Genomic DNA, 18,900 nt, shown 5'->3' with positions numbered 1-18,900 from the left:
TATATTCCATCGCTCAAAGCGTAAAAAGTATGAGGAAAAACGTAAATGCTTAATAAACATAAAATTAGAATATTCTTTTTCTCTGTTATTCTAACTTGCTCATCCTTATTTATCGCCTGGAATCCCTTAAGACCATTTCTTAAATATCTCACTTCGGCAATGACTGGTACTGAATCAAGTATTCCGCTTCCTCTTCCTAATATCCAAGTTGGGATAACAGGAAAACCAGCTTTTTCTTTAAATGTGCAAATTCCTCCAGGAGCTGGAGATATTGCTCCTTCAGTCGCAATCAATTATACAACTAGCGCGAATCAATCCATTGTCGGTAGAGGGTGGAGCTTAAGCGGCTTTCCTAAAATTTCTAAAAATCCCGGTATGGGAATTCATTTCGGTTCTTCCGACGGATATAGTTCCAATATTTTAGGAGACTTTATATCAACAGGAAATGGTGGCGTATATAGAACTAAGATTGAATCGTTTTATAAAGCTACTTTCGACGGAACTTCCTGGGTTCTTCGTGATACTACCGGATCGACGTATGTATATGGCGGAAATAATGCAAACGGTTCTAATTCCATTGTTCAAGGCGATTCTGGTCCGGTCGCTTTCTACTTAGACAAGGCGCGTGATATCTATGGAAACGGATACGATATTACATATCTTGCCGAAACTCTAAATTCCGATGAACCCCTTCCCCAAGAAATTAAATATACGCGCGGAAACGCAAGAATTACCTTCTCATATTCCAATCGATCTAGTGGCTGGAAAGAACAGATTTTCTTTTTAACAAATAATGCAATTCGCAAGAAAATATTAAGTAAAATTCAAGTGTTCGCTAAAGATGAAAGCGGATCTGAACAATTAATCGAAACTTATGATTTAGAATATACTACTTCGGACGAACACGGTCCCCTGCTTTCTTCTTTCGAAAGAGAAAATTATAAGCCAGTTACTTTCAAATATACCGAAAGAACGACGGATAGCACTATATTAAGTTCGAACGGAAAGACTTTCGATATTTCTTATAGAGCAATGGATCCTGGCGTACAAACAAATTGCACAGATACGCAGGCAGCTTGTGTTTGTTCGGCTATTCCGTCTTGTATGGCCCTTTCTTGGGGATTAGCCGGTGTTGCATGTGCTTCCGGTATAGCGAATTTTCAAGATGTCTGTACGAATGGTGTAACAACTTCCTTTGTATCGCCCGCAGATACAAATGGAGATGGGGTTCCTGAAATTGTTCGAGTTTCTGGTAGCATGACAAACCAAAAGTTTTCGGTAACGTCTTTATCAGATTGGGAGAATGCCTCCGACAATTCCTTATCAGGCTCAAATACGTTAGTCGGAAATCATATTGGAATAACTATAATAGGAAGAATTCTCCCTGGCGATTATAACGCTGACGGTAAAACCGATTTCTTGGTTCTCACAAATAATGGAGATCCGCTAAAGGTTTATTACGGCCCTAATTTTTCTTCTACAACTTATTCTTCCGTTACAGTACAAGGATTAGGTGCAACTTCCAATATCTTAAAACAATTTGTCGCAGATGTAAACGGCGATGGAAAGACCGACTATATTCAAGCTGATTCTAGTAACAATTTAGTTGTTTATACTTCTACCGGGTCCGGATTCCAAAAACTTCAGACGTTAGCAATGACTAATTTTGGAACAGAGTTTCAACAATTTGTAGATCTTGATAAAAACGGTGTTCCCGATTACGTCCGAATCGATGGAACCACGTCGAAGGATCTACTTGTTACCTTTTTGGATTTCCAGAACGGCTCTTTACAAAATTTAGAGACGACAAAAGTCTCGCGAACCGATTTTGGAAAATCTGGTGATCAATTTATTAACGATATTAACGGGGATGGATATTTAGATTTCGCTTTCTTTGCAATGTCGGGAAGCCAAGGAACCATTTCTTATTATCCGTTTACAGGCAGAAAATTTTTGGCGAATGGAGCAAGCCCGTTACAGACTATAAATGTAAACAAAGCATATGCAAAACAAGTATCTGGTTCGTCAGCAAACACTACATATGTTAATATAGATCTTTCTGGAGACAGTGTTAAAGACCAAGTCTCATATGATAACTCCAGCGTTTCTAATTCATTTTTTAACGTATCAATTTACGATTCTACTCAAGCGAAATACCTTACTGCAATTAAGGTCCCTTGGAATCAAGATGTTTCCTCAGATTTGAATGGTGATGGTACGGCTGATACAATTAGGGCGGATTCTACGACCGAAGAACAGACTAATTCAAACGGTGTTACAAGTGTTGTTTCTGTAACTAAATTTAAAGTAACAATTACTAACGGATCTTTTCTTGAAGTTCCCATTGATCTAAATTCGTATGTTGCATCTAGTTCAACGTCTGGTGATTCGTCTTCGATGGGATATTTCAATTGGAGAAACCCCAAGGACTTTTCAGATCTTAATATGGATGGGAAGGCAGACTTTATTCGGTATGATGATTCCACTTCCACTCTTTACGTTTCATACGCAGAGTTAGATTCAAATGGATTCATTACCTATTCTGCAAATGGAGATGATAGCTGGCCTACGGGAGGCTATATGATGTCATTAGATGCCAATGGTGACGGAAAGCCTGAAATTTTTGGCATGAATGCAAACAAGGTAAACCTGTTTAATTCTGTTCAGAGTAGCGCTCCAGGAATTTTAACTAGGACAAGTCGAAACTTTCCTTATGAGTCGAAGGTAGAATTAAACTATATTCGTTTTAATCAAAGTTTGCCCGGTGGACTGCTAACCCAAGTTAAGAACGGGTCTTATTCCTCTGCGGGCGATTTAGAATTAAATTTGGAATATCAGCTCTTAAAAAATCATTCCGGGGCAGTGCAACCAAATCTATATAGTGCGTCTTACCCGCAATTTTTACCTTTTACAGGGGCCGATTATTTAGTTAGTTCTGTTTCGCAGAAAACGGGAGACAATCTTCTCGGAAAAATAAGCTATTCGTTTTCATTTTCGCGTTCTTATTTAAGTGGATTTAGGAATTCTTCATATATTGGATTTCAAAAAATCATTCAAAAAAATGAAATTTCGAATGAGGTATCAGAAACTCGATATGATCCGAGTTTTATTGAAATGGCGGGTCGGCCAACTTATCAGTTGAGTTCGAAGAATGGAATTAAGCTCTCGGAATCTACAACTTCGTATAATAAATCTACTTCTATCTTCGGTGGTGCTCTGGTTCAATCTGGGGATAATACTCAAATAAAATACCAAGCTGGCGAACCTTTAAATACAATAGTCACTTCGAATACTTACGATAGCTACGGAAATGAAAGCAGTAAATGTATAAATATCAATGGTAATATGATAGTCGAGACTATTGCATATCTAAACGACTGGAATACTGGTTTGATCGGAAAGCCTACCGAGATTCAAATAAAGAATAATGGAGAAATCATTTCTGATAAGAAGATTAGTTATTCGAATTCTCAAATGACTGAAATTAAGGAACTGATATCAGGTAATATCTGGAGAACTTCCGGAATTCAAGCATATGATGAATTTGGAAACCCAACCATTATTCAAGAGGTGAGCGGAAATATAAATACGGTTGAATACGATCCAATCGTTCACAAATATCCGATTACTGTAACAAATTCCCTAGGTCACATTACTCGTAAAAGTTATGATTTTACGACTGGTTTTCTCACGTCTTTAACTAATCCTAATGGGGGAATTTCTAAGACAGAGTTTGATGTTTTTGGGAGAGCGATCACTGGCTACCTTCCCGGAGAAACGGATTGGTCGGAAAAGATTGAATATGAAAATACAGGAGATTTGGAAAACCAAATCATTCGAAAGAAATTCCGTAAAACAACTGGTGAATCTTGGCAAGAAGAGATATCAAATTCATTAACCGGAGTGCTTAAGAAAAGAAGTAGTTTAACTGATGGATTAATATTAGTTGAAGAATCGTATCAGAATAGAGAAGGACAGACTATAAAAAAAATAGACTCTTATTTAGAAGGTGCAAGCCCAATATCTTGGACTACTTATACATACAATTCTGAGGGAAACTTAACAAAATCCGAAAGAAGCGACGGTAAAGTAACAAATATTTCTTTAGAAGGCTTTACGAGCACTTTTCTTATTACGAAGAACGAAACTGAGATTGGAAAACTCATCGAAGTTAAAGATTCTTTAGGAAAGGTTATTTCGAGAACCAATCAGGGCAAAACAATTCAGTTTCAATATGGATCAAATGGTAAACTTTCTCAAATAAAGGATCCTGAAAATGGAATCACTACTATTGAAACTGATCTCGCTGGAAAGCAAACCAAAGTAATAAATCCGAATTCTGGTACAACGACTTATACATATGATAATACCTCTGGGAAATTGGAAGAGCAAAGGAATGCCAATGGTTCTCGAGTTGTATATTCTTACGACATATTGGGAAGACCTACTCTTGTCCGAGGCATTGATTCGAATGGAGCGAGTATTGATCATATCTATGAGTATGACAGCACTGAAATTTCAAATGGAATTGGGAAATTAAGTAAAGTTACAGACTCGCTTGGGGACACAGAATTCGGATACGACATTCGAGGAAACCAGACTGAGCTGAAGAAGCATATCGTAGAGGAAGATTTAACTCTGCTGATTAAGAAAACTTATAATCTCCAAAATCAAATAGAGCAAATCGTTTATCCAGACGGCAGTATTACAAAAAGCATATACTCAGCGGCCGGATATCTATCTGGAATTACTTTAACTCCTGGAAACGGAGGAGGCTCCGATTTTGCTGTGGTTCAATATGTAGGGCCAATTTTTGAAGATGGAAATTTAAAATTTCAGAGACTTCTTGGAAATGGAGTCACAACAAATGTTGTTTATGATCCCATTGAGAAGAGACCGGTTAGCGTACAGACAAGTAAGGATTCTGAAATTTATGAAAGTGTAACCTATTCGTACGATAATTTTGGAAATTATATTAAGATTGATGATCAGAAGAATCCAACTAGAAAGCAAACTTTTATTTACGATAATTTGAATCGCCTTTCATCCTCAACAGGAATTTATGGGACACAGGAATATCAATACTCTGATTCGGGACGACTTTTGAAAAAGGGTAATCTGACGTATTCCTATAACGATTCGTCACATAAGAACGCAGTTACGCAAGTTGTAGGTGATGACATTACTTATACCTATTCCTATGATCTTTCTGGGAATGCAATTAATCGAAATGGAGAAACGATTGAATATAATCCCTTCCAAAAAGTGAAAAATATTCAGACAGCAGATCAAGGATTGATTTCTTTCGATTATGATTTTACTGGAACAAGAATTCGTAAAGTCTCTTCTACTGACGGATCAAAAACCATAAGTTTGGGTGGTTTGTACGAAATAGATTTTGTCCCTGGGAAAGAACCAAAGCATACACTCTATTTTAAAGGAGCCTATGGTGATTTAATAGGGCAATGGACGAGAAAAGATGCCAATCTTATTACTGGAACTGTTAATTCGGACTCTCTAACAGATAAAACCAAATTAGCCTGGAATACCTTTATTGGAAAAATGGGAGATATTTCGATTTCAGGCGTTAAGTATATTCTGTTTGAGAAAGAATCTATTATCGTTCTTTTATGCGTTTCTATAATTTCTGCGTTATGCTTTTCCTTACTTCATACTAACGAAGGACTCTGGAATTCTATTCTAAAATTTTCTGCTCCGATTTTGATCCTTTCTATCTCAAATTGTTCAGTTTTAATTCCTGGCGGAAATGGTGACACTCCTTGGGAAGAAGCTTTAATTATAAATGCCAATACTCCGGGGGTTGGAAATGGCCCAGGAAGGATCTTTCCTGTAGATGGATTCGTATTCTTACATCCGGACCATTTAGGATCGATCACAATGGCAACTGATGGAGACGGTAAACGAATTACAGGAGGGACACAAGCCGGAGCTTCTCATGTTAGTTATGAGCCTTACGGTGAAATAAATCGGACCGATTCCTTTGGACCAGATGTCTTTAGATATAAATATACTGGCCAAGAAGAAGATAAAGAAACGGGTTTATATTATTTTAAAGCAAGATACTATGATCCTTTAATCGGTAGATTCTTGCAAGCAGACTCCATTGTTGATGGAAATCGCCCAATGGGAATGGATTCTTACATGTATACCGAAGGTAATCCGCTCAGATATGTGGATCCATCCGGACACAGCATGCTAAGCGCATGGTTGAGTCAAAATGGATTGGGAATGTTGAATTTTAGCATTTCATTAAGTTCATTTTTCCAAAACGCTTTCTATGTAAGTAGCCAAAGATGGAGTGCTTTTGGGTTATCTGTCTTTAATTATTCTTTATTAAGCTTAGGCCAAGGAGGAAGTGCCTGGGATAAAAGCGGCCAATGGCTCGATCGCCAAGCGATTGATCCGGTTGCTCATATGAGCACTCAAGAACTAATTGTAGGTGGTATTATTTTAGCCGCTGCAATTTTCCTCGCTATCGTAGTCGGACCGGAAGTGATTGCTTGGGCAGGGAGCCTCGTCGAAGCTTATGGAGCAGGAGCAGTATTAGCCGCACAAGTCTTTGCCAGCGTGACATTCGGAATAGCTGTAGAAATGGCGGGGGCCGCTTTTGCAGAAGTTCTTGGCTCGCTATCTACTTCTTCGTTCAATAATATACATTACGATAAAAAGGCAGGCGTGGCGATGAAAGATATCGGAGCGAGTGCCGCATCCGTTGGTGGTCTATATGGCGGACTTATCGAAGCTGGGATGAGTGCCGGAAGTGCAGATAAAGTAATTGATGCAGGAATAGATTCTGCTGATGGAACTTTGGCAAATGGAGCCGTTTCAATCCCTATGCAATATGAATTCGAATTTTTTAATTATAAATTCGTTGTGTCTTCAACCATTAATATGGATTATGCGGTAACCTCACGAATTTACTACCCATATATGAACTCTATCTTCAATGCTGCTGCTAGAGATGCAGTATTGACTTGCTGGGTTTATAATAAAACGGCCAAAGAGTGTTCTGTGAAAAAATAGAATCTGAATTTTATGAGTAAAAGAATGAATCAAATATTTAGCAAGGTGCCATTTAGAATTGGATTAGCGTCTATTTTTCTAACTATTCTTTTCTTACAGAATTGTAGATATACAGTCTATCCGGAAGCACCTACACTTCCTCCATTCGAAAAAATAATCATAGCGCCTTCGGAAAAGAAACGAGTCTTACTGCAGATAGATTACGCCTCTTTTACCAATGGGAAATTATTAACTTCCGAGCGAAATAAGACAATCATTGGCGAGAAGTATTATAATGAAATAAAAGATGAGTTGGAGAGCACCGGCTTATATACATTAGTCAAAGACGGAGATCTTTTTGATTATAAGGTCTCAGCAAATATTCGATTATATATGAACCAGAACACCGGAATTTTAATTCTTTCTGGATTTACAGCCTTAATCATTCCAACAGAGGAAAAAGGCTCGTTAGCTATGGTATTTCAGATATTTGATCCCGGCGGAAAAGAATTATCCACAATTCGCAGGTCAGAAGAGCATTCATTCTTAGCTCAGATCTTATTAGTTTTCCTTATGCCGTTTGATTGGCCTTTCGGGAAAGATGCAGAGCAACGAGAAAGATTAATTCGCTCTGCTATAAATGAATTTCGCCTTTTAACGAAGGAAGCAAGTCGGATCTGAAATAAGCGGGAGACGACTATTGAGAGAAAAATGAGTGGGTTGCATTCATAAGAATGGAAAATTAATATTAGCTCTTATTGTTTCCAAAACGTTCCCAAATTTCTTTTAAATCATATATTCCTTGCATTGTGTATAAATTATATATTTCTAACGCTATCTTTCTGTTTTTATTACATATTTTTTCAAATAACTGTTTCCTTCCCTCATCTGGATAGTAAGGAAAATTTTTCTTTCTTAAAATGTTTATATATGCGTCGAGCACTAAATCAGGGGTCTTTTCCCAGTGCTTCGTAAATGCCTCTATATAATAATCAGAAAAATGTGATTCACTTGTTAACTGAGCTAATTTAGTTATTAATTGCACTGTTTCTTGATTCCATTCATCCAATAATTCCGGCCATTTGTTTAAGTGTTGAAGAATTGAATTCCGTTCTTCTCCTTCAAATTCGTGCAATCTGCCTACAATGAGCTTAAAGACACTAGGCATTATCATTTGAGCTTTAGAATTAGTTCTATCAGTGTATTCCCAAAATAGCCAACCAATCCGAGAAAGAATATAATAGTCTGAACTTCCTATTAGATCATTTATGAGGGATTTTTTTTCTAATACGTTTTCACCCTTCTCCATTCCTCCAATTAAAATATAGTGTGCAACATTTTCCTTTGCTCGTTCTGATAAATTTGAAAGGCGAATTGCTTTTTTAAATAAACCATTAGAAAAGAAGTATTCGTAAATCTCCATGTAGACATGAGGAATAGTTTCAAATAAACCATTCAATACATGAGCAAACTTGGCTGCATCACTTTTCATGAGTTGTTCGAACTTTTCGATTGTCCACGGCTTTTGGTAATACCAAAAACTATGGAAACCTGAACCGAAGTAGAAAAGAAAATCGTCTTTGCTTTGATTATACGATAAATTCTCTTCAATTATTTGCGTTATTTCATTTCGAACTAACGCATTCGGATGTATCTTATTATATTCCTCAATTAAGCTCCAGAGAATATTTGCTACTTCATAGATTTTGCCCGAGATTGAGTTTATTAAATCATCTAAAGTTAATTTACCATCAAAGATGATCGTGTTATTTCTCAAGAGCGTAAATACAATTTTTTGACTATCGACGATTAGATCTTTTTCGATGAACTTCTTTCTTTTTATTAAAATTTCGCGGGTTAAACGTGCAACTTCTCCGACTAAGGAAGCTTCAAAAGAGTAAAACCTTTCTGAAATCGTTACTTTTTTCCAAAATTCCTGATCATTCATTAATTTCAGAGTAAAATGAAAGATTTTCTTTTCATCAAAATGATCTGATTTCCTTACGATTTCTATTAAAGAATTGAATAGAGTATATTTGTAGCTGCTCGGAATATTTTCAAAGTCTTCCAGATTGTTAATGAATTTATTTGGATCAGCTGTTAGTGTTTTTTCAAATTCTCTTGCAAGGCCATTGTGATTAGGCCCCTCTGGGGACGTAGCTGGATCTGGTTGAAAATTCCTAATATATTCAGCTATTGCTTTGTAGTCTAATTTTATCAGGTCCTCAGAAGAAATTGGAGATTTTTCTATAAAGAAACCCCCTTCGCTCGGTGCAAAGAACTGTCCACCAGGAATAGAGCGTTGCCACTTACAAATCGCTTTGTTTTCTGTAATTTTATCTATTATTTTTTGATAATTTGAATCCCCCAAAGCTTCCAAATACCATTCAAGCTTATCATAAGCAATTCTTTGCTGTAACCATGTTTCTCCCCTTCCATTTAACGAATTATTGTATTTTTCCATGTCAATATCTTCTACCCACTTAATGACATGATCTGCTTCTACTTCTGTTAGGTTTAGAACATTATTCTTCAGTAATTCAAAGAGTTCGTGTTTAATTTTAAATTCATGAATAGGATTTTCTTCGTTGAAATGATTCCAGAATAAATTTCTTAATTCTGTAAAATTCTTTCCAATAAAATATATAGCCAACCTTTTGAAATAACTGTGATTCTTTGAGAAAAGGAAATATATTATTTTTTTCCTTTCACTTATATTAAGTATTTCTATCGAATCTCGCAATAAGTCTGAGAGGATATAGTGAAAAGGGTATAAAGAATAATGGCGTAGTTTATTATTATCCTCTATTGTAGTTATCCGGTAATATTCAAACTGTTTCGGATCTTCTCCGATAAGGGATTCAATTATTTGTAATGAGGTTGCATATGTTTTTTGAAATTCCGGCTGCGAGAGATTATTACAATATGTATTAATTATTTCACTTAGTATTCGTGTTGGTAAGATGGAGCGAATTTCTATAGAATTTATTTCAGAAAAATGCCCTTTTTTAATTGTTGAACTATATCTCAATATCTGATCTAGAAACTTCGAAATGAATACTGGATTTTTCGATCCGAATATATTCGGAGCTATTTGATTTTTAATTGTGTAAGCTAAAGCTGATTTCTGCTCGGAAATTAAATTTGACAATAGGTCTATATTATTATCATCCAAATGTTCTACTGGAATAGAACCGAAAATTTTTAATAAACTTAGATCGGTTTGTAAGCCTCTTTCTTCATTTTTTAACCGAGAAAGTATCTGAGAAATAAAGTTAATTAGGTATCTGCTAATTTCTCTGTCTTTTAATTCTGAATTTATTTTAGATAGATTCTCCAAATACGGAAACCCTGGCCAGAACTCGAACTGGATAATCTTTTTGCCCTTTTCATAACGCTCAATAATTGGTAATATTTTGGATGGTATAAGCATCTCTGCGTTTTCCAAATCGACTAACCAGGATTCAGGTTTATTGGTAACCGCTAATTTTGAAAATAAATAGCGGTATGTAGCCGGGTCTGCTTTGGCTAACTGAATAACTTTAATTCTCGCTTTCTGTGATTCGGATTGCATCATCGACTTCCCGTTGAGATTTAGGAATTAACTCTGTTGATCTTACTAATTGAGAATACCAATTTGATAATACTGACATAAGTTGCCTATGCCCAAAGGTATCGATAGCAAAAGGAATAATGGTTATACCCATTGATTCATAAGTTGCATTTTCAATATTCGCAAGACCAGTTTGGTTTTGGAAGTATCCTTTTAACCAATACCTTTTATTGTTAGGTTCAATTATATATTTTAGTAGTTCGATTTCTGAAAGACTGTATCCGATAAAAAAAATGACATCTGAATTGATTAGAATCTCTTCTAAAAATGTAGTGGTATAATTTTTTTTCGAATATTGATTGATATAATCTTTTAATGAGAATATTAGTGAACTCTCTTCTCCCTCTCTAATAGACCCGTGAATTCTATACAATGTGTCACCGTTGAATCGATCTTCACTTGAATCCGGTGTAGGTATCTTATCCTTTGGAAAAATTTTGAATTCTTCATTAAAGTAAATATCAGCGTTTGTTGTAATATATACTAATCTTGGGAATACAGCCGAAAAATATTTCAGTGTTTCATAAACCGATATATTTTTAATTAAACTACTATTATTTCTATCTTTGATTCTTGGATCTAATAATTCTTTAAAAGCGATTAGGAAATCCTGTTCAAGCTTCTTTTCCTTGTATTTGTCCTTAACCGCTCCAATCTTCATTCGATTATCGCTCATTTGGTTTATCAGATCGCAGTCATGGTAGCTTAAGATCCCTCTATCAGCCGCTTGTTCAGCTAGTTGCCGCGCAAATTGATCCCAACCAGGACAACCGATTAGACGCGAGACCCCCGCTCCAATAAAAAAGGCTATAGATTGTTGGCTCGGCTCAATGCCAGAAGGAAAATCTGGCATTTCTTCAATTTTATCTATCTTTTCCAACATTGAATTTATATAAACTTACCAAATTAGAATCTTACTCGAATCATAATATGGTGTAGTATAGAATTTGGCCGTTGTAACCGGAGATGAATGGCCCAAAACTTTCTGTGCCGCGATAGATCCCGCCTTGTCTAACATCTTTTGCCCAACTGTATGCCTCAAAGCGTGAGGATGAACTTTCCTCCCTTGGCAGGTCATTACATTCCATGTTCCGATTATTCTTTGCAAGCTTCTTGTTGTTAAAGGAGTTCGAGTTGATTGATTTCTCTTCGGCCGCGATAGGAAGAACATGTCAGATTGAATTTCAAAAGCGGTGTGGTATTTCCTAACAGTTTCTAATGAAACTTCTGGAATAACAGCGAACCCAAATCGGCCACCTTTCCTGACAAAAGTTACAAGAGTTTCTCCAGTAGGAGCTTTTGTTAAATTAGAGAATCTTAAAGAAACAAGCTCTTTAGCTCTTAGGCCTGTCTTACTTAAAATAGCGAAGATCGCACGATTTCTGTAATCTTCTTCTGTCTTGGGTTTTGAGAATCGCCGAGTAAGCTCTCTCATCGATTCATCCGTTAGTCCCTTTCCAAACATAGAAGGGGGAGGCGGCCCACCAGGACCACGTCCTCGACGTTTCCGGACTGATTCTATACTTACGATTTTTTTAAAGTTAGCCGCTACACCCATACTACTCAAAAAAATAGACGATTATGTATCGGTGTCAAGAAAAACGCTTGAAATGGTCTTATTTCAGGTCATTTTCAATGTCCGAAATGTTGTAGAAATCGGACGTTGAGCGTTCAATTTTCGCAAGCTGTAGTGGGTGAAATGAATCTAAATATAGAAATCGAGAAAATAAAAAGAAAAATTGCAAGCGGAATAATACTGTTTACAGGGGCTGGATTTTCGAAAGAAGCAAAAGATTATAACGGCAAACCAATTCCTCTCGGGGCAGAATTAGCAAATGAGTTATGGGATATATATTTTCCAGGCCAACCAAAAGATCAATCAACGTTAAAGGATATATTTCATCATGCTCGTAAAAAGGATCCGAAAAGACTAGTAGCATTTTTGCAGTCAAGGTTTAGGATAAATACTAATGAACTTCCAAAAGAATATCAGGAATATATTAATTTCCCCTGGGGAAAAGTTTATACACTGAATATAGATAATATATGGGAATCAATATATGAAAAATTTGATGGGCCATTTCATATAAATCCCATTTCGTGTACTTCAGATAGAAACCATTCCAGGGGATATAATCGCAATCTAGATATAGTTCATTTAAATGGAACTCTTAGCGACTTGCCAAATAATGTAACATTTACCGATGAAGATTATGGGCTTGTATTAACTAAGGAAAATCCATATTACTCCGAATTTTCTTCGGAATTTATGCGACAGATGGTTATCTTCATTGGTAGTGAATTAGAAGAAAGTGTATTATGGAAATACGTCAACTATAGGCATCCTCGAAAAAAAATTCATGGAGAAAAGGAGTTCAGGCCGGAGAGTTATTTCATTTCACCAAGTTTAAGTTTAGCAAGGCGTAATCTTCTCGAAGATTACAATGTAACCTGGATTAAAATGACAGCCACCGAATTTGCTCGTGAGGTGTTAACTAAATTGCGGATAGAAGCAACTATTGTTGTTTCTGATAGATTGGCCCGAATTAGTCGACGAAGTGATAACGCTACAATCCCGATCGTTTCTGACAAAATAAAAGTTTCGAAAGCTGGATATTCAAAAAGTAGCTTTTTCTTGGGGCAGCAGCCAGAATGGGATGATATTGTACATCAAAATCTGATAAAAAGAGAACTAGAGATAGAAGTAGAAGCTCATTTGCAACGTGTGCTTGAGAGTCCAACACTTTATTGGAGCGAAATACCAGCAGTGGTTGTGTATGGTACAGCAGGCGACGGGAAATCAACTTCGCTAATGAACCTCATGTATAAGTATAACAACTTGGGATCAAAAATTGGATGGATAAGTTCAGAAGATGACATTCCATTACATTCTTTAAAGAAATATATTAGAAATACTGCAAATTTAGACATCTTAGTTCTTGATGATGCGGATTCTTATGGAATTGAGGTTTTTGATTTAATTAAAGAAGCATATTTTGAAAAGCTGGTTAAATTAGTAATAGTAATTGTGCGTTCCGGTCGATGGTTAGCTATCGAAAGTGAAGCAAAGACAAAAAACATAGAGATCGTTTCTGTAGTATCAAAGAAATTGAACTTTCGAGAGATAAACGATCTATTGAAAATTTTATCTGAAACTTCTATGCTTGGAAAACTCAAATCATTGTCGAGCGAGGAGCGAATTAGGGTTTTTCATGATCGTTCCTCCGCCGATTCTCAATTAATAGCAGCGTTAATTGAGGCTACTTCGGGGAGGAAATTTGATGAAACTATTGCGAGTGAATTTTCTGAATTAGACGAATTAAAAAAATCGATTTATGCTCTATTGTCAATCCCTACAAGCTTACGTCTTGGTTTAGATGACATTGAGATTTCGATCAGTTTAGGATGCACCGGTAATGAATTGTTGAATGCCCTGGATAAGCTAGAGAAAGCGAGATTAATTGTCAAAAGAAAGAATGGCTTTCAGTTGCGGCATAAAATTGTCGGGCAAAAAGTCTTCGAAGAGCTAATTTCACTCGGAATAGTTTTGGAGTATTTTAATAAATTATCATTTGGAACAGCAATACTAATTAATAATGGAAAGCATGATCAGAAGAAGTTGAAGAATATTAGGAAATTTTGTATTAATCACAAAAGAGTCATCGAATTTTCGGGAAATAATTATTATAAATCTAAAGAATTTTATGAAGGTTTAGAAACCGCATTGAAAGATGATTATCAATATTGGCTGCAGAGAGGATCATTTGAATTGGAAAAGGGAGCTCTTGATATAGCCGAAATTTGTTTAATCAATTCTCTTTCTCTGAATCAAAAAGATGATATTGTTCATATTCAATATGCAGATTTGAAAATGAAGAAAGCAAATTCATCTCAACACGAAGAAGATGCAAGGGCATTGCATAACGAAGCCAAGTCGACTTTACTTGCGATGATTCAAAAGAGGGGATTTAAAGATCCTTATCCTTATCACATTCTTGCGCATCAAGGTCAAATTTGGCTCCTTCGATCGTTTGTAAAAGATATTGAAAAAGATGCTCTCAAAGGAGAGTTTAAATACGTTCTGGACGAAGGCGTTAAGAAACATCCGCTTGATGATCAACTTAAGCAATTACGGATTGATTTTTATAAATTATATTTTGATACGCTGAAGATTTCGTAGGAACATGAAAATTATAGATTACGACTATCAATTTATTTCTTATATGTTAATCATTCTTAAATATCCCTAATTTAAATAATATTGAAGCAGATAGGAATTAGTTATATTGCCGATATTTTTTGAATCTGAGAGTTCTTTATAATCGATTGTCAGTGATTTATTCTCCTTTATTTGTGAATTATTAGTTATCATATCTGTGGCTATTTGTGGCAGAATTTTTAAATAACTGTCTTGGAAAAGAAAAGGCTTATGTTGCTGAATAAAGTAAAAATAGTCTTCTATAAACATGTGAATAATAGCTGCGCTTCCAGAAACAGCGATTATTTCAAATGGTAGATCTATAATCGAATGATCTGGAATTACTTCTGGTTCTGACACTGAAAGTATAATACTATTTCCATTATAGGAAATTTCAAAATCGAATAAAACAGTTTCACCATTAATCGATTTCACAGGGTATTCTGTATAAACGATATCTTCTCTAAAATACTTTAATGAAAGTCTTTTTAATTCCGAATGTGCATTTCGACGGGCAATTGCATATGTATAGTCAGTAATACTGGGGAGGAATTTCTTTTCGTATTCGGTCAAAGCAGGGGAATCAAAATTTATCAAGTTAAAACCAGATGTTAATAGTTGCGCCCTTTGATTTGGTGATATGCTAAGAAATTCATTTTTCATATGGCTAAATATCCGGCCTCTAAAACAAGCCTCGACACTCAAGTGCTTAATCTTGAATCCTTGCCCATCGACAGAAAGGATGTTCTTGGGAGCAAGCTCGTCACCGTGCTTGAATTCAGCCATGTTTTCTCTTAATAATGAGTCATATGTAAGAATGGTTAAATCATTATTGGATAAAGTCTTTATTCTATCTTTTTGGGCTTCAGTGAATTCAGTTAGATTTCTTCCGATAATAAGGACATATTTAATATCCAAGTCGACCATTTGACAATCAGTAAGGCGGCTGACTCTATCCTTTATATAGTTTTGATTTTTCCGAATGCTTTCCTTCCAAGAATTAATTTGACTAATTGCAGCGGTTAAATCGGCGGTTGGAGAGATGTTTTGAGTAAATAATGGTTTGCGATGGGACTCCAATTCGACTAGAACTAGTCTCCATTCAGCACTATTTTTTGTTAAATATGCAAAGTCGGAAATTAAAGCATTCGCGACCGGTAATTTAGATATAACAGATTGATAAAGTAGCCCATGGTGAAATAAATATGGAGTAAAAAATATTCTATTGTTTACTTCTAAGAATTTTTGAATAGTATTCTCAGTTGTATTCACATCATTCAGTAAAGAAGAAAATTCTTTCTTTAGAGATTCATTTATTTCCATAGTCGCCTACACTATTTCCTGAAAGTGCGTTAAACGTAATTCAATTGCTAACTTTTTCTTTATCTTTGCAATCTCTTTCTAATTGCTCCCTCACTCTCGCCTCAGCAAGTTTCCAAGGCTGGGATGATTTAAGAGAAAATGTTCTTCGAATCCTTGTGAATGCAATGAACCATTGGTCTTCCCAAGTTTCTGTATCCGGAATTTCTGATTCGATTTGTTTCTTTACTCTCCGAAAAGGGCCTTCCGGATCTTCAGATCTGCTTTTCTCTGTCTCTGTATTCCTTTTAAGAGAATCACTAAAATATCGTGCGGTTCGATAATAGACTATTTTGTATTCATTAAGGTCTTCATTTTCACCTGTCTGAAACTTTAGTGAATTTATTTCTTTTATAATAATTTGCTCTCTTTTTTCCGATTCATGAATATATTTATAATAAAAATTGTCGAAATAATCCAATACTCGCGCCTGTGCATCTCTCAAAGGATTTGTAATATGTTGAAAGATTTCTAAATAGCGGGTGTCTTTGTAATATTGTTTTTGTATTCTCTCTAAGACCATTCCCAAAGACTGAAACGTTTTTTCTTTCTCAGTATTGCACCCAATGGACTTTCTTTGTAGCTCTCGTCTGGCGAAATTTTCGAAATTTGCAATTTTTGACTTAGCGATCCTACTTGGGATTTTTTTTATTTGTTGAGACCTTGTAACCATACTTATTTCCTAAGGTTCGTATTACGTCCGCTGAAATTTCCACCAATTCCTTATCGGTTAATTTTCGCTTTATATCTCGAATCTCTTCAACAACCAGACACGTATTATCAAAAATATGTTCTCCTCCCTTTCTAATTGGTATTATGTGAGAACCATTCATGTTAGCTGAATTTAATTCGCGGCCGGTTGCATAGCACTTATTATTTTGCTTTTTACGCAATATATCAAATTCCTGTTTTCTAAATTTGAATTCAGAACCTTTAGGTTCCGGCTTCTTTTGTTTACTATCTATCATTACAAACACTCCTAACTTGCTCGGAATGACTCGAATATAGTAAATTAGGTAATTCTGTAAATTTCCTTTTTAGCATATAATTTTTCGAAAGTTCTATATATGGCCTGTATTTTCCTTCATAATATTCAATAATCGCATTCCTTTTCCAGATTCTCATGATGCGATAAGCAGATGAATGCGGAATTCTATATCTATTTATAATGTGGGAAATTGGATTGAACGATGAGTCGGAAATATTGGCCCAAATCAATTTGGCAAAATGGCTGTATTTCTTTTCACTATATCTTTTATAATATTTAATTTCAGGATCATTCCAAAATTCATCATTATTTGTGATCGCAATCTTTAACGCTTTGAATTTTGACTTTGATAGCAAATTCTTATTTCTCTTTATGAAAGATTCGTTCGTATAACTTAGCTGTAATTTTCTATCAGACAGAGAGAGTGGTGCATACAGCCATTTCTCTAATTTGTTAGGTATAAAGCTTCCTCCCTGTTCATATTTTTTCTTTACAATCCGCACATCAGTCTGAATTCTCGATGAATATCGAGAATTCAGACCATCTGGCCTTTCTTCCTCTTCTCGCTTCTCAACCACTCCAATCTTCTCTCTCCACTTAGCAACTAACGCATCGAGTCCAAATACTTTTAGATTTTTGTAAAAGCAGAATTCGTTTAGATAAAGCTGTGAATACTCGGGACGAATGTATCCGTAAGATGAAAATGCTTGTTTGATTACTCTGTGGTTTCCTTCCGCGTATTGGACATGCACTCCGTCCTTACTCCATCTGTTTCTTGCCCAGCGATGTCTTTTGTCTTTCGAATGCGCGGTATGATTCACCATTCTATGATTTCTATATACCGATAACCATGGGTATCCGCTATCTGTGAAAATTGCTGTATTGTCTGGGATACTTTTTTTGAATAGCGGCCCGAGTGTATTCATCTTTTGGTTCGGCACGGAATCTAATATGAGCGCTCCGTTACTTGCGGCGATCGTATGCACCATCGTTCCTATTTGCTTTCCACCGAGTTTATCGCTCATGTATATAGAAGCCGTGCATCCCTTGGATTTGTGCCTTTTACGGCCTTTGTTAGCTCTCTGGGAGGCAGAGTAGAGGACCATTGTATCTGCGTTTGTTATTGTCTTTCCTTTGAGCGATTTTTGAAGAAGTTTCTTAGGATTTTGCTTAGCTAATGTCCGCTTTTCCTTGTATATGCGTTCGTTTTTGCGACCATGAGTTTTGTTTGGGTATGCCTGATCTGTTGGAAATTCGAATTTTCTATATTCTTGTTCGAGTTTGGAATATAGTAGTTCTTGAAATACTTCTCTTTGCTCACTTGCGAATAATTGTATTCTACGTTTGAGAAGAAGTGCTGATTTATACGAGATTCCCGTTTTTCTAACTATCTCTGATGCCGTTACAACTTTTGGACTTTGTTTGTATGATTCATCTAATACATATCCGAATACCCAAAGAGGAAGCTTAAAATGGTGCAGGGGAGTATATGAAAGTCTGGATGCTTGGTAGTGACAGATCTCGCAGCGAATGAGATAATCTCTTGTACTGATCTTTTTGGTGAGTTGGATTTCGCAAATAGGGCAAAATTTTGGGTAGAAATTATCTAAGAAGTATTCTGTTATACGTTGGTAAAACTGGGAATTAATAGGTCCTTCTATACCGCATTTGTGCGGATTAGCGAGGAAGAATAAGAGATAATCTCGCTGTTTACTGAAC

Annotated in this window: 10 protein-coding genes; 3 read left to right on the top strand and 7 right to left on the bottom strand. The window is 35.9% G+C overall.

Features of this window, described 5'->3' with window-relative positions; all coding sequences use genetic code 11:
* The first annotated feature begins 45 nt into the window (after nucleotides 1–45).
* Together CH365_RS00750 and CH365_RS00745 are read left to right on the top strand one after the other, a co-directional pair.
* On the top strand, nucleotides 46–7,044 hold the full coding sequence (locus tag CH365_RS00750) for an RHS repeat-associated core domain-containing protein (RefSeq protein WP_100766698.1): 6,999 nt from the start codon (nucleotides 46–48) through the stop codon (nucleotides 7,042–7,044).
* 24 nt (nucleotides 7,045–7,068) lie between these two features.
* Nucleotides 7,069–7,704, top strand: coding sequence for a hypothetical protein (locus tag CH365_RS00745; RefSeq protein ID WP_125226284.1), 636 nt, complete (start codon nucleotides 7,069–7,071; stop codon nucleotides 7,702–7,704).
* A 67-nt stretch (nucleotides 7,705–7,771) separates the two neighbouring features.
* Here the strand turns inward: CH365_RS00745 and CH365_RS00740 are convergent, their stop codons facing one another.
* The 3 genes from CH365_RS00740 to CH365_RS00730 are packed head-to-tail and all read right to left on the bottom strand — an operon-like array spanning nucleotide 7,772 to nucleotide 12,194.
* On the bottom strand, nucleotides 7,772–10,600 hold the full coding sequence (locus CH365_RS00740; RefSeq protein ID WP_100766696.1) for a hypothetical protein: 2,829 nt from the start codon (nucleotides 10,598–10,600) through the stop codon (nucleotides 7,772–7,774).
* Complete coding sequence (locus tag CH365_RS00735; RefSeq protein WP_100766695.1) at nucleotides 10,566–11,519, bottom strand: SIR2 family protein; 954 nt, start codon at nucleotides 11,517–11,519, stop codon at nucleotides 10,566–10,568. The genes CH365_RS00740 and CH365_RS00735 overlap by 35 nt, the downstream gene beginning before the upstream one ends.
* Nucleotides 11,520–11,534: 15 nt before the next feature.
* Nucleotides 11,535–12,194: a tyrosine-type recombinase/integrase gene (locus CH365_RS00730; RefSeq protein ID WP_100766694.1), complete on the bottom strand. Its 660-nt coding sequence runs from the start codon at nucleotides 12,192–12,194 to the stop codon at nucleotides 11,535–11,537.
* A gap of 105 nt (nucleotides 12,195–12,299) precedes the next feature.
* On the opposite strand from CH365_RS00730, the gene CH365_RS00725 reads away from it, so the two are divergent.
* On the top strand, nucleotides 12,300–14,816 hold the full coding sequence (locus CH365_RS00725) for a P-loop NTPase (protein WP_100766693.1): 2,517 nt from the start codon (nucleotides 12,300–12,302) through the stop codon (nucleotides 14,814–14,816).
* Nucleotides 14,817–14,882: 66 nt separating this feature from the next.
* Here the strand turns inward: CH365_RS00725 and CH365_RS00720 are convergent, their stop codons facing one another.
* Genes CH365_RS00720 through CH365_RS20070 form a run of 4 tightly spaced genes read right to left on the bottom strand, consistent with a single transcriptional unit; the run spans nucleotide 14,883 to nucleotide 18,206 of the window.
* Nucleotides 14,883–16,157 carry a Shedu anti-phage system protein SduA domain-containing protein gene (locus CH365_RS00720; RefSeq protein WP_100766692.1) on the bottom strand — a complete coding sequence of 425 codons (1,275 nt, stop codon included), beginning with the start codon at nucleotides 16,155–16,157 and terminating at the stop codon, nucleotides 14,883–14,885.
* Between the two features lie 40 nt (nucleotides 16,158–16,197).
* Entirely contained in the window at nucleotides 16,198–16,866 is a 669-nt protein-coding gene (locus tag CH365_RS00715) for a hypothetical protein (RefSeq protein WP_100766691.1), read from the bottom strand.
* A complete protein-coding gene (locus tag CH365_RS00710; RefSeq protein ID WP_100766690.1) occupies nucleotides 16,826–17,161 on the bottom strand; it encodes an HNH endonuclease in 336 nt (111 codons plus the stop codon). The genes CH365_RS00715 and CH365_RS00710 overlap by 41 nt, the downstream gene beginning before the upstream one ends.
* Entirely contained in the window at nucleotides 17,151–18,206 is a 1,056-nt protein-coding gene (locus tag CH365_RS20070; RefSeq protein WP_244282931.1) for a transposase, read from the bottom strand. The genes CH365_RS00710 and CH365_RS20070 overlap by 11 nt, the downstream gene beginning before the upstream one ends.
* Nucleotides 18,207–18,900 lie beyond the last annotated feature (694 nt).

Origin of the sequence: Leptospira neocaledonica (genome assembly GCF_002812205.1) — a bacterium.
In the GTDB taxonomy this organism is placed as follows: Bacteria; Spirochaetota; Leptospiria; order Leptospirales; family Leptospiraceae; genus Leptospira_B; species Leptospira_B neocaledonica.
The sequence above is the reverse complement of the archived record's forward strand: the minus strand, read 5'-3'. Positions and strand labels throughout refer to the sequence as shown.